Source organism: Methylorubrum extorquens (assembly GCF_024169925.1).
Taxonomy (GTDB): Bacteria; Pseudomonadota; Alphaproteobacteria; order Rhizobiales; family Beijerinckiaceae; genus Methylobacterium; species Methylobacterium extorquens_A.
Genome location: NZ_JALJXF010000002.1, coordinates 1 through 25,303, shown reverse-complemented (window position 1 = coordinate 25,303; position 25,303 = coordinate 1). Strand labels below are relative to the sequence as shown.

At 69.2% G+C, this 25,303-nt stretch carries 22 protein-coding genes; 12 read left to right on the top strand and 10 right to left on the bottom strand.

Features of this window, described 5'->3' with window-relative positions; genetic code table 11:
* Positions 1-161 precede the first annotated feature (161 nt).
* Genes J2W78_RS23425 through J2W78_RS23385 form a run of 9 tightly spaced genes read left to right on the top strand, consistent with a single transcriptional unit; the run spans position 162 to position 8,201 of the window.
* Complete coding sequence (locus J2W78_RS23425) at positions 162-689, top strand: hypothetical protein (RefSeq protein WP_253374147.1); 528 nt, start codon at positions 162-164, stop codon at positions 687-689.
* A gap of 2 nt (positions 690-691) precedes the next feature.
* On the top strand, positions 692-979 hold the full coding sequence (locus J2W78_RS23420; protein ID WP_253374146.1) for a hypothetical protein: 288 nt from the start codon (positions 692-694) through the stop codon (positions 977-979).
* A complete protein-coding gene (locus J2W78_RS23415; protein WP_253374145.1) occupies positions 976-1,632 on the top strand; it encodes a DotI/IcmL family type IV secretion protein in 657 nt (218 codons plus the stop codon). The genes J2W78_RS23420 and J2W78_RS23415 overlap by 4 nt, the downstream gene beginning before the upstream one ends.
* Complete coding sequence (locus tag J2W78_RS23410; RefSeq protein WP_253374144.1) at positions 1,629-2,717, top strand: DotH/IcmK family type IV secretion protein; 1,089 nt, start codon at positions 1,629-1,631, stop codon at positions 2,715-2,717. Before J2W78_RS23415 ends, J2W78_RS23410 begins: the two co-directional genes overlap by 4 nt.
* Positions 2,718-2,726: 9 nt before the next feature.
* Complete coding sequence (locus J2W78_RS23405; RefSeq protein WP_253374143.1) at positions 2,727-4,043, top strand: DotG/IcmE/VirB10 family protein; 1,317 nt, start codon at positions 2,727-2,729, stop codon at positions 4,041-4,043.
* Positions 4,040-4,294, top strand: coding sequence for a hypothetical protein (locus tag J2W78_RS23400; RefSeq protein ID WP_253374142.1), 255 nt, complete (start codon positions 4,040-4,042; stop codon positions 4,292-4,294). The genes J2W78_RS23405 and J2W78_RS23400 overlap by 4 nt, the downstream gene beginning before the upstream one ends.
* Before the next feature lie 30 nt (positions 4,295-4,324).
* Positions 4,325-4,810, top strand: a complete 486-nt coding sequence (locus tag J2W78_RS23395) for a hypothetical protein (RefSeq protein ID WP_253374141.1) — start codon at positions 4,325-4,327, stop codon at positions 4,808-4,810.
* Complete coding sequence (locus tag J2W78_RS23390; protein WP_253374140.1) at positions 4,807-7,794, top strand: hypothetical protein; 2,988 nt, start codon at positions 4,807-4,809, stop codon at positions 7,792-7,794. Before J2W78_RS23395 ends, J2W78_RS23390 begins: the two co-directional genes overlap by 4 nt.
* 14 nt (positions 7,795-7,808) lie before the next feature.
* Positions 7,809-8,201 (top strand): hypothetical protein, encoded by a 393-nt coding sequence (locus J2W78_RS23385; protein WP_253374139.1) that lies wholly within the window; start codon positions 7,809-7,811, stop codon positions 8,199-8,201.
* A 104-nt stretch (positions 8,202-8,305) separates the two neighbouring features.
* Here the strand turns inward: J2W78_RS23385 and J2W78_RS23380 are convergent, their stop codons facing one another.
* The 4 genes from J2W78_RS23380 to traA all read right to left on the bottom strand — a co-directional run bounded on the left by J2W78_RS23380 (position 8,306) and on the right by traA (position 14,701).
* A complete protein-coding gene (locus tag J2W78_RS23380; RefSeq protein WP_253374138.1) occupies positions 8,306-9,223 on the bottom strand; it encodes a hypothetical protein in 918 nt (305 codons plus the stop codon).
* Positions 9,220-10,524, bottom strand: a complete 1,305-nt coding sequence (locus tag J2W78_RS23375; RefSeq protein ID WP_253374137.1) for a Fic/DOC family protein — start codon at positions 10,522-10,524, stop codon at positions 9,220-9,222. The genes J2W78_RS23380 and J2W78_RS23375 overlap by 4 nt, the downstream gene beginning before the upstream one ends.
* Positions 10,521-10,808: a hypothetical protein gene (locus J2W78_RS23370; RefSeq protein ID WP_253374136.1), complete on the bottom strand. Its 288-nt coding sequence runs from the start codon at positions 10,806-10,808 to the stop codon at positions 10,521-10,523. The genes J2W78_RS23375 and J2W78_RS23370 overlap by 4 nt, the downstream gene beginning before the upstream one ends.
* A 149-nt stretch (positions 10,809-10,957) precedes the next feature.
* A complete protein-coding gene (traA, locus tag J2W78_RS23365) occupies positions 10,958-14,701 on the bottom strand; it encodes a Ti-type conjugative transfer relaxase TraA (protein ID WP_253374135.1) in 3,744 nt (1,247 codons plus the stop codon).
* Between the two features lie 506 nt (positions 14,702-15,207).
* On the opposite strand from traA, the gene J2W78_RS23360 reads away from it, so the two are divergent.
* From J2W78_RS23360 to J2W78_RS23350, 3 genes are read left to right on the top strand one after another with little or no spacing between them, the layout of a single operon-like run.
* Positions 15,208-15,486, top strand: coding sequence for a TraC family protein (locus J2W78_RS23360; protein WP_253374134.1), 279 nt, complete (start codon positions 15,208-15,210; stop codon positions 15,484-15,486).
* Positions 15,470-15,667 (top strand): conjugal transfer protein TraD, encoded by a 198-nt coding sequence (locus tag J2W78_RS23355; RefSeq protein ID WP_253374133.1) that lies wholly within the window; start codon positions 15,470-15,472, stop codon positions 15,665-15,667. Before J2W78_RS23360 ends, J2W78_RS23355 begins: the two co-directional genes overlap by 17 nt.
* Positions 15,664-17,664, top strand: coding sequence for a type IV secretory system conjugative DNA transfer family protein (locus J2W78_RS23350; protein WP_253374132.1), 2,001 nt, complete (start codon positions 15,664-15,666; stop codon positions 17,662-17,664). Before J2W78_RS23355 ends, J2W78_RS23350 begins: the two co-directional genes overlap by 4 nt.
* A 203-nt stretch (positions 17,665-17,867) precedes the next feature.
* Here J2W78_RS23350 and J2W78_RS23345 read toward each other — a convergent pair whose 3' ends face one another.
* From J2W78_RS23345 to J2W78_RS23320, 6 genes are all read right to left on the bottom strand, one after another.
* Entirely contained in the window at positions 17,868-18,041 is a 174-nt protein-coding gene (locus tag J2W78_RS23345; protein ID WP_253374131.1) for a hypothetical protein, read from the bottom strand.
* Between the two features lie 651 nt (positions 18,042-18,692).
* Positions 18,693-19,100 (bottom strand): hypothetical protein, encoded by a 408-nt coding sequence (locus J2W78_RS23340; RefSeq protein ID WP_135299911.1) that lies wholly within the window; start codon positions 19,098-19,100, stop codon positions 18,693-18,695.
* Positions 19,093-19,344, bottom strand: a complete 252-nt coding sequence (locus tag J2W78_RS23335; protein WP_060768945.1) for a type II toxin-antitoxin system Phd/YefM family antitoxin — start codon at positions 19,342-19,344, stop codon at positions 19,093-19,095. The genes J2W78_RS23340 and J2W78_RS23335 overlap by 8 nt, the downstream gene beginning before the upstream one ends.
* Before the next feature lie 70 nt (positions 19,345-19,414).
* The gene (locus J2W78_RS23330) at positions 19,415-20,341 is read right to left on the bottom strand and encodes a DUF2493 domain-containing protein (RefSeq protein WP_253374130.1); all 927 of its coding nucleotides are present in this window, start codon (positions 20,339-20,341) and stop codon (positions 19,415-19,417) included.
* A 339-nt stretch (positions 20,342-20,680) separates the two neighbouring features.
* Positions 20,681-21,751: a DUF7146 domain-containing protein gene (locus tag J2W78_RS23325; protein WP_253374129.1), complete on the bottom strand. Its 1,071-nt coding sequence runs from the start codon at positions 21,749-21,751 to the stop codon at positions 20,681-20,683.
* A gap of 23 nt (positions 21,752-21,774) precedes the next feature.
* Positions 21,775-25,303, bottom strand: a 3,529-nt coding sequence (locus tag J2W78_RS23320; RefSeq protein WP_253374128.1) for a strawberry notch family protein, incomplete at its 5' end; no start/stop codon positions are given.

The window sequence follows — 25,303 nt, the reverse complement described above, 5'->3', positions numbered from 1 at the left end:
TACAGATCGTTGCGAATGCACCTAATCAGCCTGCCGCAGGGCTTGCATCGACTATCCCTGCGGCAGCGCCGGCAAACTTGACGAATGGTGTGTCAGCGCCTGCGGCTCAAGGCGCGGCTCCCAGCCAGACTCTCGCCTCTCCGCAGGTTGTGCAGCCTGCCATGCCGCCTGCCGCGAACGTGGCCTACGCCACGATCGAGGACGCAAAGGTCGCCCGACAGGTGATGGAGTTGCTGGGCAAGCTCGACGCCGTCGCGGACATCCCGGACGGAACGCCGGTGGGCCAGGTGGCGACGATCTTCTTCGATCCACGCTGCCCGTACTGCCACGCCGCTTTCACCGCCCTGCACGGTCGCGTGGCGGCGCGCTGGGTGCCGATCGTCGTGCTGGGCGAGCCCGAGGCCGGCAATCGTATGGCGGCTGCGATCCTCTCCAGCCCGGATCGCCTCGCGGCGCTCAAGGGCGCCTTCGACGCCAAGACCACACCGGCCGCGGCGGCCAGCCCCGAGCACACCGCGAAGCTCGCCGAGAACAAGGAGGCCTTCGCGGCCATCTTTGCCGCGGCCCCGCATCTGCGGCCCGGGGTTCCGACCATGTTCGTGCCGCGTCCTGACGGTCGGCTCGCGATCATGGTGGGGTACGAGGCAGGCGACGACGCCAAGCTGCTCGCCGTCCTGACCGGAAGCTGACGATGGCCCGCCGCGCATCGATCGGGGCGTTCAGCCTGCCCTCGGCACAAGGATGCCTGTCGCCCTCGGCGCTGAGCGACCGGCTCTCCGGCTACGCGCGCGCCTCGGCGTTCCTCGCGGGCGCCGTGTTCACGTCGCTCATGGCCATGATGTGGCTCGCCTACCTCTGCGTCTGGCGGGCCGACGTGATCCCCTACGTTGCCGACGGTGGGGTATTCGGCTGCCAGGTCAGGACCGTGGCCGCTCCGAGTCCCGCCCCTCTGGAGCAACCCGGAAAGCCAGAGCCATGAAGTCGGCCGAGCGTATTTCCCGCGAGGTCGATGCTGGCCAGATGATGCTGCGGAACCAGTGGTACTGGATCCTGCTGCTGGCAATGTTCCTGTGCCTGTCGCTCGTCGTCAATCTGCTGCTGTTCTACAACGCGTTCTACCGCTACCCAATCAAGCAGTTCATCTGGACGTCGGACGCGCAGGCCGTCTGCGAGGCGATCCCGCTTACCGAGCCCAACATCAGTCAGGCACGGCTGAAGGAGTTCGCGGTCTCCGCGGCGGTCGAGCTGAACTCCTACGACTATGCCAACTGGCGCGCGCTCATCAACAACGCCCTGTCGCAAGCGTTCACACCTCAGGGCCGCGATCGTTACCGGGCGGCGCTGCAAGAGAGCGGCATCATCCAGAAGGTCGTTCTCGGCTACCAGACCGTCTCGGCCGTGACCACGGATCCGGCCAACATTGCCGAGGAAGGCAAGGCGGGCGGGCGGTACTACTGGCGGGTCGAAGTGCCCTTGCAGATCTTCTACCGCACCAACGTCGAGACCAAGGTCGAGCGGCGCGTACTGGAAATGACGATCGTGCGGATCGATCCCTCGCCGATCAACCCCAACGGCATCGCGATCGACTCGGTAATCTCGACGCAGCAGTTGACCAACCAGGTGGCGCCATGAAGCCCGTGAAGCGCGTGTGGGCCTCGGGCTGCCTGGTCGCGGCTGCATTCTGGGCGATCCCGGCCGCGCACGCGCAGGGAGCGGGTCAGTCGGCCGAGCCGGCCGCAGGGGCCGCTGTGCGGCGCCCGGCCGGCGTGCCGCCCTCGGGAGCGGTGGCCACGCAGGCGCCCCCGCCCGCGCCTCGTCCGCTGACGGCGGTCGAGCTCGAAGAGCTGCGCAAGCGCATGCTTGGAACCACGCAGGGCATGATCCTCAAGCCCGGCGAGATCCAGGACATCCGCCGCACGGTGCAGGAGGCGCAAGGCGCTGGGACCTTCCCGGGGCGCGACGGGCGCATGCCGCGGCCCGAGCCCCGGCTTCTCACGGTAACGCAGGAGATCAGCCGGGCCGCCCCGGAGACGCTGCACCTCGCCTACGGTGTGGTGAGCCCGATCACCTTCGTCGACGCCAAGGGGAATCCCTGGCCGATCGCCTCGGTCGCCTACGATCCGCGCCTGTTCGCGCAGGACGGGACCGGCTGCGGTCAGGATACGGCGATGGGTGCGACGCAGGTCGCGGCCGCGGCGGGCGCCGACCGGCCGACCTCGATCAATCTCATGCCCTGCCGGTTCGACACCTGGGGCAACATCCTGATCCGGCTGGAGAACGTCTCCTACCCGATCCCGCTGATGATCCTCTCCGGGTCGAGCGAAACGGTGGACATCCCGGTCACCGTGCGGGTTTCCGGCACCTCGCCGCTCGTGCCGGTCAAGGTGGCGTCCGCCCCCTCGGGGCCGGTCCGCAAGGGCGGGGGACGGCCTGCGGGTCCGGCCGCCGGCCCGCCCGGCACGACGGCGCTGCTGCACCTGTTCGGCGCCGGCACGCCCCCGGCCGGGGCGCAAGCGCTCGTCGCGAACGGGGCGCAGGCCTGGCTCTACCGTGATCGGATGTACGTGCGCGTTCAGGGGACGCTCGTGAGCCCGCAGCCGGTCGCAGCGGCCGACGCCGCGGCGGGGTTCCGCGTCTACGAGTTCCTGCGCCCGGCCTCGCGCCTCGTCGCCGAGCGCGGCGACGGTGCCGAGACCGCCATCAGCGTCGATTTCTAGGAGGTGGCCATGCTCGACATGAAAACGTCGGCCGCGCTCGGTGGCGTCGTCCTGGTGGTGGCGCTCGGCTCGGCCGCCTTCATCCTCTCCGACGCGCCGGGGATCGACCGGGGGGCCGGCGGCACCTCCGAGATCCGGGGCCAGACCCCGAACCCGGGGAACGACATGATGAAGCCGGTGGGCAAGGCCGAGGCCGACCGCCGTGCCGGCGTGAACCGGCAGGCGGCCGACGAGAAGGCCGGCGGCGGCAAGCCCTACGTCGCCCCGACGGTGATCGCCGAGAGCCGCGGCGCGCAGCTCGGCGAGATGCCCGACGCGAACTCGGAGCCGAAGCCGGCCGAGCCACCCCCGGCCGCGCCACCGCCTCAGATCGTCTACGTCGACCGCGACGTGTTCCACACCGTCTACAAGGATGCGCCGGTCCAGCCGACGGCCGATCCGGCGCAGGTCGCGGCGATCAACGATCAGCTCCAGGCGCTGCTGAAGCCGACCCCCGGCGGGTTCCTGGTGCGCTCGTTCGCCAAGGGCGAGCGACCCAAGCCCCCCGAGCCGCGGGCCGCTGCTGCACCGGTGGTGACCGGGCCGTTCGGGCCGGGCATCCGGCACGCGACCGTGGCGCGCGCCGGCGACGTCGCCTACGCGGTGCTCGACCGCGGCTTCAACTCGGACGATCCGGGCGCGCCGGTCTTTGCCACCATCGTCGACCTCGACGAACGCCAGCAGCCCGGTCCGCTCAACGGCATCCGGCTGATGGGGCAGATCGTCTACTCGCAGACGCAAGCCTCGATCCGATTCACCACCATGATCCTGCAGGACGGCCGCCAGGGGCCGATGCAGGCGCTGGCGATCACCGTCGATCAGGCCCGCTCCGGGGTGGCGGAGGACGTCGACAACCACGTGCTCGAGCGCTACGGCGGCCTCGTCGTCGCCGGCCTGCTCCAGGGCGTCGGCCAGATCGGCCAGCAGCTCACGCAGCTCAACACCCAGACGGTGGTCGGCAATGGCTTTGCCGTGCAATCGGGCCGCAACATCGACTGGCTGACCGCCGGCATGGGCGCAACCCTGCCGGTGGGACAGGCGATGACCTCGGCCGCATCGCGCTCCTTCAGCCGCCCGCCGACGATGTCCTCGCCGATCAATTTCCCGATCGGCATCGTCTTCCTGCAGCCGGTCGTGGTGCCGCTCGACGCCGCCCGCGTCACGGTCGGCGCCGGCACCGGCTACGGGTCCGATCCGGCCTACGGCACCGGCTACGGGTCCGATCCGGCCTACGGCGCCGGATACCGGCCCGAGACCCTGCCGGCCTCCTACGCGAGGCGGCCATGAACGGATCGAGGGGGATCGCCGACGTCCTGCGCGGCCTGATCGCGCTCATGCCGGTCCTGGCCTGGCTCGTGGTCGTGCTCGCCGCCGTCGCCGGCATCTTCCTGGCCGGCTACGCCCTGGTGCGGGTCTACCAGGCCAACGCCTCCGGCGACGGCACGGCGGGGAATTGGCTGATCGCCGCCATCCTCGGCAGCGCGATGACCTGCGTGACGCTCCTGATCGCGCAGTTCTCCCTCTACTTCGCCGCCTGATTGCGCAGCCTCGAGTTCGGAAATCGCGCGATGAACGACGGAAGCTGGCCCATCCTCGACAACCTGACCATTAACGCGGCGATGCTCCTCGACGATCATCCGTCGATGAGCCGGTGCGCCGTCGCCGTCATCCTTGCGACCGGTTGCTACGTCTGCCTCGTGGCGCCGGCCTGGTCGCGGGTCGTCTGCTCCGATCCCTCCTTGCGCCGGGTGCTGCATGTCGGCGGGTTGGGTGCGGGCGGGTGCCTCATCCTGACCGGCCTGTTCTACGACAGCCTGCTCAGGGGGCTCGACGGGGCGATCACGTCGCAGCCGCTGATATACGTCTACTATCCGGCCAGCATCATGCTGTCGTGCGCGGCGATCGTCTTTGCCGGGTTCCAGCTCTACTGCGCGCTCCACGTCCGGCAGGCCCCGCTGATGCGGGCGGTCATTCCCGGTCTTCTCGGCGCCTGGCTCTTTGCCCTCTCGGTGCCGGTCTACCAGTTCGCCGTGATCCTGGGGCTCCATCAATGAGGACGGCCGACAAGTTCTGCGATCTCGCGGGCTTCGATCCGGAGCGCGAGGAGGCGGTCGTCTACGCCCATGACGGCTCGCAGCTCACGCTGATCGAGATCGACGGCACGCGCTCGATCATCTCGGGCGAGGACTACCTCATCAACGTGGTCGAGCGCTTCGCCGGCGGGATCGCGCAGATCCTGAAGCGGCCCGGCCATCAGATCACGATCTCCTACGAGTCCTCGCTCAACACCGCGCGGATCCTCGACCCCTTCGTCGCGCAGCAGGGCCGGCGCTCCCGTCAGAAGGGCCTCTCGGTCGAGGCGCTGATCGAGGAAGGCCGCACCGTACTCGAGGGCCGGGCCCGGGCCGAGACGATCCTGCTCGCCGCCTGGACCCGGCCGACGGCCGGGACGCCCGACGACGTTCGCCGCGAGCAGAAGGAGAACCGCCGGGCCTGGCAGGCGCTGCCCCCGGCACGGGACGCCCAGAACCCGTACCTGCATCTCGGCTCGATCGCAGGTCCGCACGGCGCCTTCGTGCGCCGGATCATGGAGGCCCTGAGCGAGGCTCGCCTGCAAGGCCGGGTTCTTTCCCCCGACGACCAGGGGCGGCGGCGCGACCTGGAGCAGATCCGGGCGGCGGTGCTCTACCACGAGACCCCGGACGGCTGGACGCCCTACGGGCCGGGCACCCGGCGCTATCCGGGCGCCAAGGAGCGGCACGACGACGACGTCTCGGAGTTCTTCACGCCGACGGTCGCCCGGCAGATCATGACGTCGAACGCCGAGGCCGCCAACAACATGCGCGCCCTCGACATGGGCGGGCGCCGCTACGCGCTCGCCGTGATGCGGATGTTCCCCGCGAGCATCCTGCCGTTCAACCGGCTGCTCGAGACCCTGCTGGAGAGCGCGTCGAAGACGGCCGACATGCCGTTCCGGGTCTGCTTCCACATCGAGGGGCTCCGGGACGCCGATATCGGCTTCCGGCTCAAGAAGGTGATGGCGGGCCTTCTCGCCTTCGCGAGCCCGACCAACAAGAACCTGTTCCGGGCCCTGCGCGAGTTGGAGGACGTCGTCGACAAGGACGGCGAGGCCATCGTCAAGGGCCGGGTCATCGCCACGACCTGGACCGAGCCGGGCGAGGATCCGGGGCTGCTGGAGCGGCGCCGTTCCTACCTGATGAGCGGGATGATGACCTGGGGCGAGGCGGTGATGTCCGACGCGCCCCACAACCCGCTGCGCGCGCTCTGCGAGACCGTTCCGGGCATGACGGTCCAGGCGGAGGTGCCGCCGGGCTCGATCGCGCCGCTGGGTGATCTCGCCGCGATGCTGCCGTTCCACCGCACCGCGGGGGTGTTCAAGCAGGGTCAGAGCATGCTGCTGACGCCGGACGGCAAGCCGGTGCCCTACGAGGCGCTGTCGGCCGAGCAGTTGTTCTGGCTGACCCTGATTTACGCGACGCCCGGCTCGGGCAAGAGCGTGCTGATGAACCGGCTCAACGTCGAGTTCACGGCCTTCAGCGCCGGTGCCGCGCTGCCTTACCTCGCCGTGATCGACGTCGGCGTCAGCTCCAGCGGCTTCATCGAGCTGGTGCGCAACGCCCTGCCGCCCGAGCGGCGGCACGAGGCGTATTACGTGCGCCTGCTCAACACCGCCGAATACGCGGTCAACCCGTTCGATCTCGGCCTCGGCCGGCGCATGCCGCTGGAGCGCGAGCGCACCTTCATCGAGAACTTCCTGACGACGCTCCTCAACGTGGCGTCTTCCGAGGTGGCGCTGCTGATCCCGCGTTTGATCTCGCGGGTCTACCAGCTCAAGAGCGATCTCGAGTTCTCATCCTCGCCGTCGGTCTACCAGCCCAACGTCGATCCCGAGCTCGACCGCATCATCGCGCACTACGGGATCGAGGTGAGCGGTCGGACGCGCTGGTGGCGCCTCGTCGACGCGCTGATGGAGAAGCGCCTCTACACCCACGCGCAGCGCGCGCAGCGCCACGCGATGCCGGTGCTGGAGGATCTCGCCCGGGTGCTGGGCGAGCCGATCATGGCGCAGGACTTCACGCCCGAGCTGGTGCGCCAGGTCCAGCGCGCGCTGGAGAGCGCGATCGAGAAGTTCCCGATCTTCGCCCGCCCGACCCGGCTCGACCTCGGCGAGGCGCGGGTGGTGTCGATCGACCTTCAGGACGTGGCCCTGCGCCACAAGTCGCCGGAGGCCGAACGCAACAACGCGCTGATGTTCATGATCGCGCGGCACGTCTACCTGTCGAAGATCTCCGGCTTTGCCGAGGAAATCCCGAAGATGGATTTCCCGACGGACGAAGCGATCCGCGCGGAATACGTCCGGTACTGGGAGGCGCGCTACCATCAGGTGGCCGAGACGCCCAAGCGCCTGTGCATGGACGAGTACCACCTGACCGGCGGCGTCGAGACGATCGCCAAGCAGGTCAAGTCCGATGCCCGCGAGGGCCGCAAGTGGGGCCTGGAGCTGATCCTGGTCAGCCAGTTGCTCGCCGACTTCGACACGCTCGCCGACATGGCCTCGACGGTGCTCGTGCTCAACGCGGACTCGAACGAGATCCGCGAACAGGCGCGCAAGACCTTCGGCTTCGACAACGCGGTGAAGGCCGCGCTCGAGCGCCAGGTGCACGGGCCACAGGGCCGGCGGGGCGCTAACCTGCTCGCGCGGTTCAAGCTCCGCGAGGAGGAGCGCTGGATCGTGCTCAACAATTCGCTCGGGCCACGGATGCTGTGGGCCCTGACCACCAAGACGGAGGACCGCCTGGTGCGAGACGAGCTGTACCGCCGCATGGCGGTCAACGAGGCGCTGCGCATCCTGGCGGCCCGCTTTCCCGATGGCACCGCCATCGAGACGTGGGGCCGGGTGGCCGCGTTGGCGCGGTTCGGTGAGGACCGGATCGCCAAGACGATCGTCGATCAAGTCCTGGGGGAACTCATGAGCGAAGCTCAGCCCCCGATCGGGCGATCCAGAACCGCTGCTTAAAGATGGAGGCTTTCATGAACTACAAGGATATCCAGTACCGGGTGCTTGCGAGCGCCACCATCCTGACCATGAGCGCGATGTCGGCTCTGGGTCAGTCCACCGGCGATCCTTCGGCGCCGCTGGATATCCTGAAGACGGCGCGGCAGAAGGCGCAGAGCTCGCAACTCAACGCGACGAGCATCGCGCAGGGCGGCAACAACGCCGGCATCGTGTTCACGATCCTGTTCGCGGTGGTCGGCATCGCGCTCGCCGGGATCTCGGGCGTGAAGCTCTACAAGTCGTCGCAGGATGACAACGCTCGCGAGGATGCCGGCCGGTCGCTGGTCGGGCTCGTCGTCGGCTCGGCCATCACTATCCTGGGCGTCATCATCGGGGTCGTGACCACGTACATGACCGGTAATGCCTGACCCGAACACCCGGCGCCGAGCGGCGGCTTCATGGCGAAGACGCCGCTCGTGACTTTAGGACCCAAATTGAACGCGCCGCGAGCCAGAGGTGCGGTGATTTAGTTTCAGCCATAGCTTGCAATCCGTGACTGCAAGCTGGGATCGACGTGGCGAAGCCAAGCATAGTCCGGGAAGAACAGACGGTTCGCCGCGAGCGCCATGGCGCCGAGTGCCGCGATGGCGTCGGCCAGGTCCTCGGTGCTGCCGAGCACGCCGTGAACGTGATCGAGCGCCTGCATATCCCGTCCGGCCTGGTCGGTCAGTGCGGCCAACAGGTGGCCGAGCAGCACCGACACGAGGCTGGCCGGGATCTCGGCCTCCGGACCTTCGGCGTGGCGATCGGCGGCCGTCCTGGCAGCCTTGAGGACGGCGTCACGGGCCTTGCGGTCCCTGAGCGGCGCTACTGCATCGACCGTCAGGAACAGCGCGGCCACCAGATGCCAGGGGATGTCATCGACGACCGTCTCGACCGCCCGAGCGTCGCGCAGGTCGCGCAAGGCCGCGAAAGGATTCGCCACCGGCGCGAGGGCCGGGTTGACTGGTTCGTGTTCCGCGACGGGGGGCTTCACCAGGCGGTCGGCCGGGACGAACTGCTTGCCGATCGCCTCGTGTCCGAAGCCATCGCGGGGTGCCTTGATGATGACCTCGATGTGCTCCCGGCTGCGCTTGCGCCAAGCGAGGTAGCCGAGGAGTGCGATGAGCAGGGACGCGACGAGTCCGAAGCCCACCGACGACTTGTAGATCGACACGAACGCGAACGGCTGCCCCGCCGGCATGGTGGTGAAGTAGCGGCCCCACCCCGTGAACCGCCACAGGGTGAGGGTCTCGGCCAACCGGATGCCGGCATAGATCTGCCCGAGGATCGGCGAAAGGCTCCACCAGACGAGGCCGAGCATGGCCAGCGTGGCCATGGCGAGCACGCCGACGCCGACGATCTTACCGGCACTCCCGGTCGCCGCCTGATTGCGATGCAGCGCGGTCATACCGAGCGTCCGAGCTGAGGCTCGTCCCGGCCGAGCGTATGCTGCTGGGCGAGTGCCGTCTGCAACCGGTCGTCCGCGACCACGGCCTTGAACAACGGCTTGAGCACGGCGCGGATCTCCTCCAGGTCCTGGTTGGGGGGCAGCAGGTTCCTGGCTTCCCCGGCACTGCCCTCGACCAGCAGGGCGGAGCCCTGGTGGCCGAACCGCTCGATCAGGCTCTGGTCGATCCGGCGTACCTCGGCGACCAGCCCCGGCTCGGCGGCGATCTCCCTCGGCGCACGGGTCTGCAAGGCCTCGGCCAGGGCCTCGCTCGGGCCGGGGATCTCGATCCGGTTGCGCACGGCATCCTCCGGTCCCTGACCGGCGAGCAGCAGGTAGGTCGCCGGGATCAGGACGCGCCCGGTGACCTGGGTGCGAACCGCTTCCTCGCGCGGCGCCGTGCGATCCAGGCGCTCGCCCTCGGCCAGAACGCGCACGTCGACGCGCTGGTTGTTCTCCGGCATGGCGTGGAAGGAGTGCAGCGGCACGGCCGAGATCTGGCGTGACTCGCGCACGAGGGCGTGGTGGTAGCTCGTCGCGACCACCTGCCCCCGGACCTGGGTCCCGGGCTCGGGCAGGACGATGCGCGGAGCGCCCATCAGGCGCGTCGCCTCGAACGCCTCGGCCGACAGGCGCCCGAGCAGCGGGTGGGCGCGCTGCTCCTCTGAATACCGCGCATTGCGGACCATCTCGGAGAACGGCCGGATCTGGCCGCGGGTGGCGAGCACCAGCGCGTCGCGGGTCTCACTCGGCACGCGGTTGATGAGGGCCTGGTCGAGGGGCTGATTGTGGTGCCGGGCGTACTGCTCCATGAACGCCAGCAGGGTGCGGGTGTTGCCCTCCCGGTAAGGGTGAGCCTGCCAGAGCGCCGCCATGGTCTGCGCGAAGCGGATCGCTGGCCGGCTCTCCTTGAGGTTCCCCGGCTCCTGCCGCTGGAGGCTGCCGAGGGCGGTCCTCATATGCTGCTCGATCGAGCCGGGCGGGCTGTAGGCGACGCTGCGGCCGTTGAGGACGATCTCCGGCTTCCACATCTCGATCGTGCGGGTCTCGCCCGCCCACGGGTAGATCTCGCCGAACAGCCGCTTATGGATCGCGGCGTAGTGCGCCAGGTCGATGGTCCCGAGCACCGGCTCCTTCTGCAACTGCTTCAAGACGCGGAGTGAGACGAACATCTCGCGCTCGGCCAGGGCCTGCGGGTCGCGGATGTCGGCGGTGTTCCGCAGGACGTCGGTGCCGTCGTAGACATAGGGATCGGCACTCATGCCGTCTCTCCCCGGCCGAGGGCCCGGCGGGCGTCGAGCGCCGCGAACACCTCGTCCTGGGTGACGAGGCCGGCATCGGTCAGCATGGCACCGAGATGCACCCGCAGGCTGACCTCGTTGCCCGACCCGCGCATGATCGCGACCGCCTGCTCGTCCTCGGCGGTGGTCAGAGCGGACACGAAGGGGGCCAGCTCACGCTCGTCGACGCCCTCGGCGATGGCTTGAAGCAGGGTCACTGCCTCCTCACGCTGGGTCACGAGCGCCGGCAGGTCGGCTAAGCGCATGATGTCGTTCCTCTGAACCGCCCGGCCGCAACCGGCTTCGGGCAAGGCCTCTCGATCCGTCCTGAGACGGCCCAACTCTCGGATGTACTCTCTCCCCTACCCTTACCCATCGTCGCGCCGGCGCCAATACAATCACCGTGGCGTCCGCATTACAGCGACGGGCCGAGATCCTGTCCCCTGTCGAGATCCCGGCGCAGGTCCTCTGTCCGCTGCAGGTCCTGGGTCTGCTGCTGGAGCTGCGCGCGAAGGACGACCTCGTCCAGGGTGCCGTCCTCGACGTAGGAGGCGACGTAGCCGCCGCCGCTGAGGATCTGGCGCTCCTCGGACGTGAGCCACTGATCCGGGCCGAGGCCCTCGGACGGCGAATGCCCGATTGCGCCATTCGCGCCGAAACGCCGCCCGACGGCCTCGGCGAAGGCGAGCACCTCGGCCCGCAATTCGGGCGTCGAGACAGCTTCCACGACCGCGTCGTCGAGGGCCTTCGTAGCCGGCATGCGCCCGACCTTGGCGAGCGCGGCCGCCGCGATCGGGGACACGCCCGGCACCGCGATCAGCAGGCGCTTGCGGTACAGCATCTCCGCCGCGCGGCCCTTCTCGGCCGAAGCCTCGAACTGCGCCTTGAGCCCGCTGGCCACGTTCGAGACTCGCTCATACGCAGCCTCAGCATTCACCCGTTCTTCCTTCTCGGCCTTGGGGACGAACCAGCCCTTGCGCCCCCGCAGCCCCCCATGCTGATCGGGGTCGGACAGCAGCGCCCCGACCCGTTCGGAATAGACCTCCAATGGCTGGCGCAGCTCGGCGAAGATCGCCTTGTAGAGAGGGCCGGGGCTCTTGACCGCCACGCGCAAATCGGAGCGCAGCGCATCGAGCATCAGCTTCAGATGCGTCTTCGGATCGACGCGGTCGTAGAGGGCTTGCTTGATGCTCTTCTCGTCGAGAGGGACTGCGGCGAGGAACGGAGTGAGCGGTGCCGACGGACCCGGCGTCACGGCGGCCTCCGGCGCGGCCTTGACGGCGACGGCAGGACGCGCGGTAGCCAGAGCATTCCAGGCCACGGTGAGGCGGGCCACGAGCCCGTGCAGACTGCGCCAGCGCCCCTCGACCTTGGCGATCATGGAGCGCGCACGCCGCACCAGGGCAGGGGCGAGAACGGCATGCCCGTTGAGGCTGCGGCGTTCGGCGAACGCGCTGGCCAGCGCCCGCAGATCCTGCGGGCGCACCCGGTCGGCGATCTCGGTTTCAGCGCGTTCGAGCAGGGTCAGGGCGGCCTCGATCGCGGCCAGGGCCGGCGACACGGAGGCGCCGATGGCGGGCGTATCAGCCCCGGCATCAAGCTCGGCCGCGGAACCCGCTGTCACACTGGGCGGCGCCTCGGCTTCGAGCCGGTTCGCCAGCGCCGTGAACCCGGCCGCCATCCGGCCGGCATCGAGCAGCGGACGATCGCTCGCGCGATCCAGCACGGCCTCGCCGTCCATCGACTCCGGCGGCTGGGTGAGCGACACCGCCGCCTCACGGAACGCGGCCTCGTCGGCGAAGTCGAGGGTCGAGGCCTTCGAGCCGTCGCGCGAAAGCCGCCGCGCCAATCCGTCGAGAGCGGCGGCGTCGAGCACATCCGTCGACGGCGCAGGGCCGAGCTTGGCCCGGCGCCATTCGGGCACGAAGTCGGCGTGCGCGCCGTGCAGCGCCACCGCGTGCCGATGGCGGGTCATCGCGACGTAGCTGAGGTGTCGATCCATGCCGGGCGTTGCCAGAACATGCACCCGATCGAGGGTGGCGCCCTGGCTCTTATGGACGGTCGCAGCGTAGCCGTGGTCGAGGTTACGGTAGACCTCGGCCCGCACCTCGATCCGCTCGCCGTCGCCGGCTCCGTCCCGATCGAGCTTGACCACGAGCCGACCGCTCGATGCCGTCTCGACGGTGGCCAGCATACCGTTCTTCACGCCGAGCGACCGGTCGTTCTCAAGGAACAGAACCCGGTCGCCGGGGGCGAACATCCGCTCGCCGCGCGCCGTCATGAACCGGGCTTCGTCCGCCAGCAACCCGTCGGACTTGAGGGCCGAACGGGCCATGGCGTTGAGGGCGAGTACGTCGACGTTGGTCTGAGCCAGGATCAGCGTTTCGATCACCCGGCCGTCGGGCTTGCGGCCGAGGTAGTCCGGCTTCCAGGCCGCGATCAGGGCCTCGCGCGCACTCTCCCGATCGGGCGAGAACCGGACCATGCCGGCCTCGCGATAGGCCTTGAGGGCAACCCCCGCCTCGCCGCGGGCAAAGGCCACGCTCGCCTGCCGCATCCAGGGTTCGGCCTGACGCCAGATCTCGGACAACTCGGCGTAGCCGATCGTCTCCGTGATCGCGCGAAAGCCGGCGCCGGCCTCGATCGGCTGGAGCTGCATGGCGTCGCCGACCAGCACCAGCTTGGCGCCACGACGCTCCACCTCCTGGACGATCCGGGAGAGCTGCTCGGAGGCGACCATCCCAGCCTCGTCGAGCACGAAGACGTCGCCCCTGTTCAACAGGTCGCGGTCGTTCTTCCAGGCCAGCTCCCACGAGGCCAGCGTGCGGCCGGCGATCCCTGCGCTGCGCTCCAAGCCCTCGGCCGCCTTGCCGGCAAGAGCCCCACCGACGACGCGATGCCCGGCGCCGACCCACGCGCCGCGAGCGACGCCGAGCATGGTCGATTTGCCGGCGCCGGCAAAGCCGACCACGGCCGCAATCCGGTCCGGTGTCGTGACGTGACGAACCGCCTCGCGCTGCTCCTCCGACAGTTCCGGCCGGGCGGCGAAAGCCCGATCCAACGCTCGCTCGGGCACGCCATGGCTCCGATCGGCGTACAGCCGGCCGGTCGCGGCTTGCATCGCCACCTCGGCACCGAGGAGCGCCCGCGTGGTCCAGCGGGCCGGCGACACCACTCGCCCGCTCTCGGGATCGAACACCTCTTCGGCGACCGCGACGAGTTCGGGGGATTGGCCGAGCCTGAGACGGACCGCATCGAACGCAGCCGGATCGTCGATGTAGCGGAACACCGCCTTAGCGATGTCGCGCTCATCGAACACGGTCTTCTCGCGCATCAGGATCGGCAGCAGGGTCTCGGAATCGTCGATGATCGCCTGAGCGTTGCGGACGCGCTTCTGCTTCTCCGCCTCGACCCGGTCGGAGACCTTGCCGAGCGCAGCCATGTTCACGGCGTGGACGCCGATGTGCTCGGTGGGCTCGATGCGGATGCCCGCCTCGATGTGCGAACGGTGATCGATGCGCCGGTCGAGGCCTGCGGCCGCAAGGTGGAGGTTCGTCGTCTCGGCCCACGAGCGGCGCCATTCGACGAGGTGCTTCATCGGCCCGGCCAAGCGCTCGTAGCGGGGCTTGCCGTCGTCGCGGTAGAGGACGTTTCCGTCACGGTCTCGGGCGAATTCGAACTTGGCCGAGAACCCGTCCTCGGTCAGCTTTCTCAGCGGCACCATGACGTGGATGTGCGGGTTGCCCGGCACATCATGCAGGGCCCAATCGGCGACGAGGCCCTGGGCCGTGACCTCCGACTCGACCCAGTCGCGGGCGAGCGCGACGTTCTGCTCGAGCGTCAGTTCGATCGGCAGTGCGATGTTCATCTCCATCGCGAAGCCGGTGCCTTTCAAGCCCTCCTTCCGCTCGACGGCGTTCCAGAGGTAGGCCGAGGCGCCGTTCTCGCTGCGCCCGTCGATGGCGGTGCGAAACCAGGCCGGGACCTCGGCCGGAAGGCTCATTTCGGTGTGAGCGACGTTCTGCTTGCCTTCGTAAGAGATGACCTTGCCATCGCTTTCACGGGTCATGGTCGCTGCGCGCCGATAGGCGGCGGAGGCGACGGCGCTCTTGCCGGCGCCGCTGCTGATGACCTGAGCCGAGAGGTGATAGATGGCCATGCGAGGGTTCCGAGCTTGGCCATTAGCACGAGACAACGGGAAATAGCAATTTCCCCATAAGTGCGCCCCTTCGTAGAACTCAGGGGACTTTGCGGAGGCGCTGCGCGCCGTAACTCCGCATCGAAGAGGCCCCTTCGGGGCCGGTCAATCCGTCCGGCGCAGGCCGGTCAGCGCGCCGGGTTTTCGCGCCCTATACCGGGTCAGAGAAATCCATGGCTGAAGAGCATGAGAGCGATCCCACCCCATGGCCTCGACCGGCTTCGGGGGAGCGGTGACTCGCGTCGAGCTGGCGCCGGGAAGGGCGAGTTGGGCGGACGGCGAGAGCAGGCGTTCGGCTCGCCTGGTATCCCCCCTTGGCCTCGAAAAAGCGTGCCCAGCAGTGTGACGCCAGGATCACGGGTGACGCTCAATCCTCGGTTGATACCGACTGGACTACACGCAGCGTTTCCCGCCCTGCGTGCCGATGCTACCCATCGCCTCTCCAACGGAGAGGGAAGACTGCATCCATGGCTCGAAACAAGTCGCGCGAGGCGCTGGTCAAGGAACTCAAGGTCGTCGAAGCGAAGATCGCGGCCCACGACAAGGCCGAACGCGAGCGGATCGGCCAACTGGCGATCAAGGCCGGCATCGGATCGATCAGCATCTCGGATGAGGAGCTGACGCGCGAACTCCAAGCCATCGTCGCCCGATTTCGTGAGGCAAACCCGGAGGTGGCGGAGCCCAAGGCAAAGGGACGTCGAGGCGCGGGACAAGCTGAAGCGGGAGCTGATGACCAAGCGGCATGACGAGCGGAAGGCCGACGCCTATCGCAAGATCCAACTCGGGGGTCTCGTCATCAAAGCCGGCCTTGCCGACCTGCCGAGCAACGTCCTGCTCGGCCTCCTGATCGAGGGTCGTGAGCGCACGCGCGACCCTGACGTCGTCGAGCAATTCGCTCAGCGAGGGGACAAGGAGTTCAAGAAATGAAGTGGGTCTACGCCGGCATCACCGTCGCGATCGGGCTCGCGCTGTATCTCGGCATCAGCCTGTTTCTCACGCCGCTCGTCGGTGCGGCCTACGTCGTTGAGCCCGGGCATTCGATGATGCTCCAGGCCATGCGCGTGGCCGCGGTGGCGTTGCCCGCACTCGTCCTCTTCGCCGCCGCCGGCCTCACGCGGCCGGGGGATAGTGGGCGCGTCGTCGCCGCGTGCGCGTCCCTGTTCCTGATCGGCCTTTGCGCCTGGACGGTGCGCGAGGAGATCGCCCGGCTGACCGCTCAGAACCCCGGTGCCGATGCCCGCGCCCTGATGCGTCGGGCCGACATTCCGCTGTTCTGCGCCGTGATGTTCGCGGGCTTCGTCGCCTTCATCACACCGCTCGTATCTCTCGTGCGTGTGAAGAAGACGACGCGCGGATACAACAAGCCGATCCGCTCGAAATCCGCCGCTTACGGTGACGCCGAATGGGCAACGATGAAGCTCGCGGGCGAGCTATTTCCCGAGGACGGCGACCTGGTTCTCGGCGAGCGGTATCGTCCCGATCTCGACTCGAAGAGCACGTCACGCGTGTTCAAGCCGAACGATCCCAAGACGTGGGGCTCGGGGGGCAGGATGCCGATGATGGGCTTCAACTGCGATATCGGCTCGACTCACGGTCTCGTGTTCTCCGGATCGGGCGGCTTCAAGACCACCGGCACAGTGATCCCGATGCTTCTGTCGTGGCCCGGAAACGCGGTCGTGCTCGATCCATCGACCGAGTTGCATCCGATGCTATGCGACTATCGCCGCAACCTCCGCGGCAAGGGGGCCTCTCGACGCGTTCATTGCATCACGCCGAAGAACCCTATGAGCGGGTTCAACGTGCTCGACTGGATCGGTCGGGGTGAGAACTCCGCAGAGAACGATATCTCGGCCGTGGTCGGCTGGATCGCCACGGGGCCGGTCAAGCGCGACGATCCGAAGGACTTCTTCCGCAACTCGGCCTTGCAGCTCCTGCGCGGGGTCCTCGCCTACATCTGCCTCAACCGCTCGTTCAACGAAAAGCCGCGCACCCTGCGCACCCTGCGCGAGGTGATCTCCGAGCCGGAACCGGACTTCCTCGAGCGGCTCAGCAAGATCCTTCGGGCGGAGGATAACGGCTCGTTCGCCAAGCTGGCGCTGGGGCCGTTCAAGAGCATGACGCCACAGACGTTCTCGGGCGTCTACGCCACGGCGGCCGACCTGACCAACTGGCTGTCGTTCAAGGAATACGCCGCGATCGTGTCGGATGGAGAGTTCTCCAGCCTCGACCTGATCGACGACGATATCGATGTCTTCATCGCCATCGATCTCCAGACGTTGCAGAATTTTGCGGGCTTGGCACGGGTCATCATCGGTGGGCTGATGAACGCGCTCTATCACGCCAACGGCGAGATCAAGGACCGGGTCGCCTTCCTCCTCGACGAGGCGGCGCGGCTCGGCAACATGAGCCTGATCGAGGTCGCACGCGACGCCGGCCGGAAGTACGGCATCACGCTCGTGATGGTGTACCAATCGCTCGGTCAATTGCGACAGCAATGGGGGGGCGACAAGGATGCCGTGTCGGCCTGGTTCGAGTCGACGGCCTGGCAGAGCTTCTCCGCGATCACCGACATCGATACCGCCAAATGGCTGTCGGAGCGCTGCGGGTACTACACGCAGGAGATCATCTCCTACAGCCAGCAGGCCCGGTCCGGCGGCAAGGGCTCGGGCGGGGTCAGCCTGTCGGCCTCGACCAGCCTACAGAAGCGCGCCCTCATCATGCCCGACGAGATCATCACCATGCGGCGCGACGAGCAGATCCTGCTCGTCGGCGGCGTCGAGCCGATCCGGTGCGGACGGGCGATCTACTTCCGCCGTGCCGACATGAAGAAGCTGGTCGGCGCCAACCGCTTCCACACCCGCGAAGCGCAGGAGGCGATTGATGCCGAAAGCGATGAAATGGAGGATGCCAGGGAGGCGGCCTGACGGGCCGCTTGGCGCGGCGTCAGCGGCGGCGAAACCCGTCCGAAGGGACGGTTCGGCGGCCTCCCTGCGGGGGCCGCCGATGGCTTATCGATCCCCCTGAAAACCCGATATTCTCGGTCGCAACCCGCGGCACGAACCAGGGTGCTGCCTCGCCCCGTTCGAAGGATTGAAGGCCGCCGTGGGGCGGCCCTGGAGGAGGGGGTTCAGCCCTCCGTGGAGAGCTGGGCGACCCGCGCCTGGGCGGCCTTCAGCTCGGCCGTGATGGTGCGCCGCTCGCGCGGGCAGGAGATGGAGGCCAGCTCGGCCTGGAGTTCGGCGACGTGGGTCACGAGGGCGTAGCGGGCGTGGGCGGGGAGGCTCGAGGTGGGGCGCGGCATCGGCTGGGTTTCCTGAGGCGCTCGGGACCGTCCCTGCGCGATGCGACCCCTCAAACAGGCGACGGCGCCGCCCGCACCCCGCAGGGGCCGGAGCGCAGCGGAGGACCGGGAGGCCAGACGATTTTGTCCCGCGAGGAATGGCGCGCAGCGCCAGGGGAAAATCGTCTGGCCGGACGGTTGCGGGCGGTGACGGCGTCTGTTCCCTTGTCGCCATCGTGTTGGGACGGTCCGTCGCTGTGGCGAACGTCGGCGCCGCGTTTCACCGACGTTTCCGCTTGGGCGGATCGACCGGACTCCGGGCTTGCCGGATGTGGCGAGGTGGCCGTCTCCCACCCTCGCCGCTGCCCCGGATTGGCTCGGGAGGGCGCCCCCAACGCACCGCCGCGTCCCGGTATGGCGCCCGCTCCGGACGCCTCCAGCCTCGACGCTGACCGGCAGGGCACCTCTCACTGAGGAGTGCCCCCTCCAGCTTGCCTCCGGTCGGCTCCGCTACCTTGCAAACCCGGCTTCTCGGACATCCTCCCCGGCGTCCGTGGATCCCTTCCGGCGACCTATCAAAGAGATCGGGCCGCCCGGCACTCGGGTCGCGTCGAGTTGGGAGCAGTTCATTCGCAGGCACCTTATCGAAGCCTGCTCCCACCCCACTGCCCGCTATCGTCTCGGGACGCTCCGTGCCTTGCCGGCTCTGATGGCACCGGCGGCTGCGGCGGCGATCCGTGACATGAATTTCTTCGAGAACCGGCCGAGCGGCTTGGCGTCCTCGAGCGCCCACGACGTAGCGGGATCGTCGGTGTTGAACTCGTCCACGATGACCCAGGCTGGCGTGTAGAGCTTCGCACGGCGTGCCTCGGTCTCGGGAACCTCTACGAAGTGATTGGACGGCCCTGGCGGCTGGCTGGTGATCGGGAACAGCAGGGGTTTGGAACGACCGTCCTTGCCGACGACGATGAGCATGACGCAGGTCGGGCGTGCCTTCCGGCCGGTCTCTTCGCCGCGATCGTGTTCCCGTGCCCAGAGGTAGGAGTAGAGGATGATCTCGCCGTGCTGGGGCTCAGTCATCGCGTCCCTCGTCCTGCGCGACGGCATCGAGCCCGGCCAGGATTTCGTCGCGCTCCGGAGCCGTCAGGTCTTCGGCACGGTACGCGCGCTGCGAGCCTGTGCCGGTCAAACGATCGAACTGCTCGGCGGTCATCAGAACGAACTTGCGCTTTCCGCGCTTGGTGATGTCCACGGGGCCACGGAAGGCTGCCTCGACCACCTCGCCCGACTTGTTGCCGAGGTCCGTCAGGGTGAAGCTTGCCATCGGTACATTCCTCGATATCCATGCAATGGCTGAATTAGCTGCTTTAGCTGAAATCGCAAGGGGCCGGCGCTCATGCGCCGGCCTTCACGCCCCGCCGGACGGGGATGCCCTTCGCCATTGCCTTGTCGGCGAGGTTGTCGGAGATCCCGCCGCCGGGGAAGTGCACGATCCCGATCGGATCCTGCTCGAGGAGAAGGTCGTTGCGCCGGAAGGGCGCGGCCCGCTTGTGGCGCTTCCAGTCGGGCTTGAACACCACCTGCTGGACTCGGCGGTTCTCGGCCCACTTCGCGGCGATCAACTCGGCGCCTTCCCCGCCACCGTGCATCAGCACCATGTCGGCGTGCTTGGCCCGCACCCGGTCCAGGGTGTCCCAGATCACCGTGACGTTCTGGTATTCCTTGCCGCCCGTGAAGGCGATCCGGGTGCCCTGCGGCAGGTGGATCTCGGTCTCCGCCCGGCGCCGCGCGTTGACGAAGTCGCGGCTGTCGATCATCGCCGCGGTCATCGTGGCCCGGTTGACCTGCGAGCCGGAGCGCGGGCGCCACAGCGACCGGGTGGTTCGGGTGAAGAGGTGGGCGGCGGCGTCGCGGGCGTACTCGAAGCTGTTGCGGCGCTCCGACAGGGTGAGCCCGAGGGCGGTGAGCCGCTCCAACTCGACCGAGAGCACCTCGCTGCCGTCCTGATCGCGCTGGCTCATGCGCTGCGCCTGCTCGTTCTCGTCGAGCTTGCGATCGATCTGCTCGACCCGGCGGTGGAAGACGTTCACGAACCCCCACAGCACGTCCTCGAGGTCGTCCTCCAGGCGGGTGCCGGCGAAGGCTCCCTCGAGGGCGGTGATCGCCACGTTCAGGGCCCCATCCATCGCGCGCTTGGCCGGTAGCGGCCGGGGGTCGTCGTGCTCCTCGAACGGGCGGTAGCCGGTCAGCGCCAGCTCCTCGAGCAGGGTGGGATCGGCGGGCAGGTCCTCGTCGAGGTCGTGGCTCGGGTGGTCGAGCATCGCGGTGGTCCTTCGGGTCCGGCAGGCCAGCGTCCATCGTGGCCTTCGTGGCGACCAAAGGCCGGGCCGGGGGGCCTGGCGCACCCGCGCGAGGGTCCGCATCGCACCGTCAGGCGATGCGGCCGCGCGGGCCAAAGCGAAGCGAAGGACGGCCCTGGCCGTCGATTTTGCCTCGCGATGCAAAGCCGCCGTCAGGCGGCGGCGGAAAATCGTCGGACAGGGCCGTTGCGCCTAAGGCCCCCGACCCGGCACCCGTCGCCCTCTCAAGAAGGCCGTGGACGCAAAGGCCCTCTCACGGGCCCGGACAGCCTGCGGATCGACCCTCCCCGAAGGCCCCGGTCAGGCTGCGATCGACTCCGCTGCCTCCTCGAACCGGAGGTGCGCCACCGCGTCGTTCGGGTCGAGCTGGGGCGCCAGATGCAGGGCGAGATCCTGCGGGCCGAGGTGGCGCAGGTCAGTGTTGAAGTCGTCCTCCCGAGGATCCAGGTCGCTCACCAGGATGCCCTCGGCCTCGGCGCGCCGGCGCAGGATCGCCGCTCCCCGCTCGCCGGCTGGATCGGCGTCGCGGGCGATGTAGAGGTGGCGCAGGCCGGGAGGAAGGATCAGGGCGGCGAGGTGCGCCCCCGACAGGGCGGCGACGTGCGGAACGCCCGGCAGGACGCGCTGGACCGACTGCACGGTCTCGACCCCTTCGCCGGCCACCATCAGATCGGACACCGTGCCGGGAAAGCGCACGCCATGGCCGAGCTGGTTGCCGAGGGCCCGTCGCGGGTTGCGCAAGGCGGCCTTGTCACGCCCGTCCGCAGCGAGCCACGTCCGGCTGACGGCCATGACGGCGCCCGAGAGATCGGTGACCGTGGCAAGCAGGGCCGGATGATAGGTGTCCGGGCCGGCCGGGTCCTTGCGGGAGAGCCGGTACAGGCAGCGCGGGTGGAAGCGTAACGCGGGCTGGGAGACGGCGTGCTCGAGCCCGCGCGAGCGCAGGTAGGCCTCCGCCACGGTGCCGGCGATCGGGCGGCCGTAGCGCAGCATCCGCCGGGCCGAATCGGTGGTGTCGCGCGCCTCCGGGAGCGGGCGGGCCCGCTCCGACACCGGCGGCTGGGGCAGGCTCAGGAACCCCCGCGCCTCCTCCAGGGCATCGCGCCAACTCTCGCTGTGCTGGATCCGGAGCACGTCGAGCAGGTCGCCGTGCTCGCCGGTCGCCGCGTCCGTCCACTTGCCGCGGGCGCCCTTGCCGCTGCTCGGGCCGGTGAGCCGCACGTAGAGCGACTCGCCTTGCGTGTTGTGGACGTCGCCGACACACCACCACCGGCCGTTCCGGTGGCCGTTCGAGAGGTAGCGCCGGCAGAACGCCTCGACGTTGTCGGCGAGCTGGCGGGAGAGATCAGCGGCGGTGGGATGGGTCGGCATGTCGGCCTCCTCCGGTCTGCGCATTAAGCGTGAGTGGCGGCGGCGACGCAACGTAGGAGCGCATGGCGCTCGAACACCGCCGCCAGGATCTGCGCTCCACGCTCGCCGCTCGGGATGAACAGGCGGGTTCGCCAGGCGATCACCTCGGCAAACAGCCCGATGGCCTTGAGCCCGGCCCGCGCACCCTCGCTCGCCCCGATCACCTCCACCCGGTTCTCGCTCATCACTCGGGCTCTTCTGACCTGGAGGCCACCGGCGAGTTGCAGGCTGGCCCGTCCGCCGAGCACGGCGGCGAAGGCCTCGGCCGGGGCCAAGGTGCTGCCGGCGCCGAGGTTGAGCCGCTCGCGGGTGACGTGCAGGTCTTGCGGCTCCACCACGCGGCCGACGATGCGCTCGCCCGCATCCGTCACGAGGCGGAACACCCGCATGTCGATGCCCGGCAACCGGTCCCAGATCGGCAGTAGCAGGCCTGTGACCACGTAGAGGGTCCGCTCCTCGAACTCGGGCAGGGCCGCAAGCTCGGCCTTCCACGCGGCCCGGAACGCCTCCTCCGTCACCTCCTCGAACCGCGAGTGGGCATAGGCTTCGCGGTCGAGGATCTGGCGCTGGAGCGGGCGCACGAGGCGCACCCGGGCCACCACCGAGCCGTCCTCGCGGGTTTCGCTGGCCGCCTTCCCCATCAGCGCCGGACGGCCGGACTTCGCGTTGACGACCGGCGTGTAGCCGTCGGCGATCAGGTCGAGTGCGGCGTCGAGGTCGAGCGGCCGGAGCCGGCGCCGCTCGGCAATGGTCAACAGATGGGTGCGCGCGCCGCTCTGGGGATGGGTGTAGGCCACCTCGCGGTCCGTGACGGTGAAGGATTCCGCCGTCAGCACCTCGACCCCGACGTCGTACACCCCGGCCGAGATCGCACCCTCGATCACCAGGGACAGGCGCTCCTCGAAAGCCTCGAACAGGAGGTTCTGGACGCTGATGCGGAGTGCCAGCACGCGGTTGAGGAAGCGGCCGATCGGCGGCAACTCGTCGAGCAGGCCCCCGGTCTCGTTGGTCAGGGCGAGGCCCGTCATCGCCTCGAACTGCTTGAGCGGGCAGCCCTCGATCTCGCCCCGCACGAGCGCCCAGTAGAGTTGGCGCAGCGCCGTGGCGGCGTAGGGCCCCTCCAGATTGTCCTCGGGCCGGAACAGCCCCTGGCCGCCGGTCTGGCGCTGGCCGCGCGTGATCGCACCAAGGGTGTCGAGGCGCCGGGCGATCGTGGAGAGAAAGCGCTTCTCGCCCTTCACGTTGGTGGTGACCGGCCGGAACAGTGGCGGCTGCGCCTGATTGGTGCGGTTGGTGCGACCCAAGCCCTGCACCGCCGCATCGGCCTTCCAGCCGGCCTCGAGCAGGTAGTGCACGCGCAGGCGCTGGTTCTTCGCGCCCCGGTCGGCGTGGTAGCTACGCCCGGTGCCGCCTGCGTCCGAGAACACGAGAACCCGCTTCTCGTCGTCCTGGAAGGCTTGCGTCTCCGAGAGGTTGACGGCCCCGGGCCGGTTTTGGAGCACGAGGCGATCGACGCCGTCACGCCCGGTCTGGCGCACGATCCGGCGCGAGCGGCCGGTCACCTCGGCGACGCTCTGCGTGCCGAAGTGGTGCAGGATCTGGTCGAGTGCCGACTGCACCGGGGCGAGGGCGCACAGGTGTTCGATCAGGGCGTCGCGGCGCTCCACCGCCTCGCGGCACTGGACGGGCCGGCCCTCCTCGTCGGTCACGGGCCGGGATAGGACGATGCCACCGTCGTCGGTGTAGGGTTCGTAGAGCCGGGTCGGGAAGGCGCTGGCGAGGTAGTCGATCACGTACTCGCGCGGCGTGACGTCGACCTGCAGGTCGCCCCATTCGGATGAGGGGATCTCGGCCAACCGCCGCTCCATCAGCGCCTCGCCGGTCGAGACGATCTGCACGACGGCGGCGTGGCCCTCGACGATCATTCCCTCGATATCGGCGATCAGGCTCGGGCACTTCATCGCCGTGAGCAGGTGGTTGAAGAAGCGCTGCTTGCTCGACTCGAAGGCCGAGCGCGCCGCGGACTTGGCCGCCTGGTTCAGGGTGCCGGAGGCGCCGGTGACGCCCGACGCCTTGAGCGCCGCGTCGAGGTTGGTGTGGATGACCTGGAAGGCGTCGGCATAGGCGTCGTAGATCGCCGTCTGCTCGGGCGTGAGCTCGTGCTCGAGGAACTCGACTTCGATGCCGGCGTAGGACAGCGAGCGGGCGGTGTAGATCCCGAGGGCCTTCAGATCGCGGGCCAGCACCTCCATGGCCGCCAGGCCACCCTGCTGCATGGCCGAGACGAAGTCGGAACGGGTCGGGAACGGGAAGGAGCCGCCACCCCAGAGCCCAAGCCGGTGGGCGTAGGCCAGCTTCTCGACCGTGACGGCACCGGTGGCGCTGACGTAGACCACGCGGGCATCCGGAATACGGTACTGCAGGGCGAGCCCGGCTCTTCCCTGCTGCGAGGCCTCGACCACGCCGCGGTCGCCGGAGCCGGCGGCGGCGTTGGCGAGCTGATGCGCCTCATCGAGCGCGATCACGCCGTCGAAATCCGGTCCGAGCCAGGCGAGGATCTGATCGAGGCGCGAGCCGGACCCGTTGCGACCGGCCCCGCGCAGGGTGGCGAAGGTCGTGAACAGGATGCCCTCGGTGAGCGCGACCGGCTTGCCGGGCGTGAAGCGGGAGAGTGGGACGATCTGGAGCGGCTCCTGGCCGAGATGGCGCCAGTCGCGCCGGGCGTCCTCCAGGAGCGTGTCGGACTTCGAGATCCAGAGCGCCCGGCGGCGGCCCTGCATCCAGTTGTCGAGGATGATCCCGGCGACCTGGCGGCCCTTGCCCGCGCCGGTGCCGTCGCCGAGGAAGAAGCCCTGGCGGAAGCGCACAGCGCTCTCGGTGCCTGCTGCGGCGGCCGACAGGATCGTGCCGGTCTCGTCGACGGTCCAGTGGCCCGGCAGGTGGCGATCATGGGCGGCGCCGGCGTAGATCACGGTCTCGAGCTGGCACTCGGAGAGCAGGCCCTGGCTCACGACCGGGGCCGGCAGGCGCGGGGCGTGGCTCGGCCGGGGCAGCCGCACCGAGGCCATGGCGGTGGATTGGACGAGCGGAGTCGGATGGGGCTGGGCTCCCTCGATCCGCAGGGTCTCCAGCGCGTAGGCCTCGTACAGGGCGGCGTCGGTCACCAGCGTCGCCGGCAGCTCCTCGATCACCGTGTAGGCGATCGGGTCGGCGGTCTCGGTCGCCACCGCGGTCGCGGTGGGCGCCGGACGCGGAGCGGACGGTCGAACGGCGGCCGGCCTGCGTGACAGGCCGGGGATCGCGCTGCGCAGGACCGGCGCGGCGGCCTGGGAGGTATCAGGGGAAGGCGGCGGGGCGAGCCGGGGCGGCACGTTCGCCAGCACGGCCTCCAGCAGGGCGGCCGGATCCTCGGACACGCCGAGGGGCGCCACGCACGGGCCGGCCTCGCCCGTTGGCAGGCGGTCGAACACGGACAGGCGCACGTCGACGGTGGTGCCGTGCTTGGCATAGGCG

Bases quoted from the DNA above. Each gene is read 5' to 3' on its own strand.
- J2W78_RS23425 (WP_253374147.1), top strand. From the start codon at position 162: ATGCCGCCTGCCGCGAACGTGGCCTACGCCACGATCGAGGACGCAAAG.
- J2W78_RS23360 (WP_253374134.1), top strand. From the start codon at position 15,208: ATGGCTCGAAACAAGTCGCGCGAGGCGCTGGTCAAGGAACTCAAGGTC.
- J2W78_RS23385 (WP_253374139.1), top strand. From the start codon at position 7,809: ATGAACTACAAGGATATCCAGTACCGGGTGCTTGCGAGCGCCACCATC.
- J2W78_RS23350 (WP_253374132.1), top strand. From the start codon at position 15,664: ATGAAGTGGGTCTACGCCGGCATCACCGTCGCGATCGGGCTCGCGCTG.
- traA (WP_253374135.1), bottom strand. From the start codon at position 14,701: ATGGCCATCTATCACCTCTCGGCTCAGGTCATCAGCAGCGGCGCCGGC.
- J2W78_RS23325 (WP_253374129.1), bottom strand. From the start codon at position 21,751: ATGCCGACCCATCCCACCGCCGCTGATCTCTCCCGCCAGCTCGCCGAC.
- J2W78_RS23370 (WP_253374136.1), bottom strand. From the start codon at position 10,808: ATGCGCTTAGCCGACCTGCCGGCGCTCGTGACCCAGCGTGAGGAGGCA.
- J2W78_RS23355 (WP_253374133.1), top strand. From the start codon at position 15,470: ATGACCAAGCGGCATGACGAGCGGAAGGCCGACGCCTATCGCAAGATC.
- J2W78_RS23345 (WP_253374131.1), bottom strand. From the start codon at position 18,041: ATGCCGCGCCCCACCTCGAGCCTCCCCGCCCACGCCCGCTACGCCCTC.
- J2W78_RS23405 (WP_253374143.1), top strand. From the start codon at position 2,727: ATGCTCGACATGAAAACGTCGGCCGCGCTCGGTGGCGTCGTCCTGGTG.
- J2W78_RS23410 (WP_253374144.1), top strand. From the start codon at position 1,629: ATGAAGCCCGTGAAGCGCGTGTGGGCCTCGGGCTGCCTGGTCGCGGCT.
- J2W78_RS23335 (WP_060768945.1), bottom strand. From the start codon at position 19,344: ATGGCAAGCTTCACCCTGACGGACCTCGGCAACAAGTCGGGCGAGGTG.
- J2W78_RS23330 (WP_253374130.1), bottom strand. From the start codon at position 20,341: ATGCTCGACCACCCGAGCCACGACCTCGACGAGGACCTGCCCGCCGAT.
- J2W78_RS23390 (WP_253374140.1), top strand. From the start codon at position 4,807: ATGAGGACGGCCGACAAGTTCTGCGATCTCGCGGGCTTCGATCCGGAG.
- J2W78_RS23400 (WP_253374142.1), top strand. From the start codon at position 4,040: ATGAACGGATCGAGGGGGATCGCCGACGTCCTGCGCGGCCTGATCGCG.
- J2W78_RS23420 (WP_253374146.1), top strand. From the start codon at position 692: ATGGCCCGCCGCGCATCGATCGGGGCGTTCAGCCTGCCCTCGGCACAA.
- J2W78_RS23340 (WP_135299911.1), bottom strand. From the start codon at position 19,100: ATGACTGAGCCCCAGCACGGCGAGATCATCCTCTACTCCTACCTCTGG.
- J2W78_RS23415 (WP_253374145.1), top strand. From the start codon at position 976: ATGAAGTCGGCCGAGCGTATTTCCCGCGAGGTCGATGCTGGCCAGATG.
- J2W78_RS23380 (WP_253374138.1), bottom strand. From the start codon at position 9,223: ATGACCGCGCTGCATCGCAATCAGGCGGCGACCGGGAGTGCCGGTAAG.
- J2W78_RS23395 (WP_253374141.1), top strand. From the start codon at position 4,325: ATGAACGACGGAAGCTGGCCCATCCTCGACAACCTGACCATTAACGCG.
- J2W78_RS23375 (WP_253374137.1), bottom strand. From the start codon at position 10,524: ATGAGTGCCGATCCCTATGTCTACGACGGCACCGACGTCCTGCGGAAC.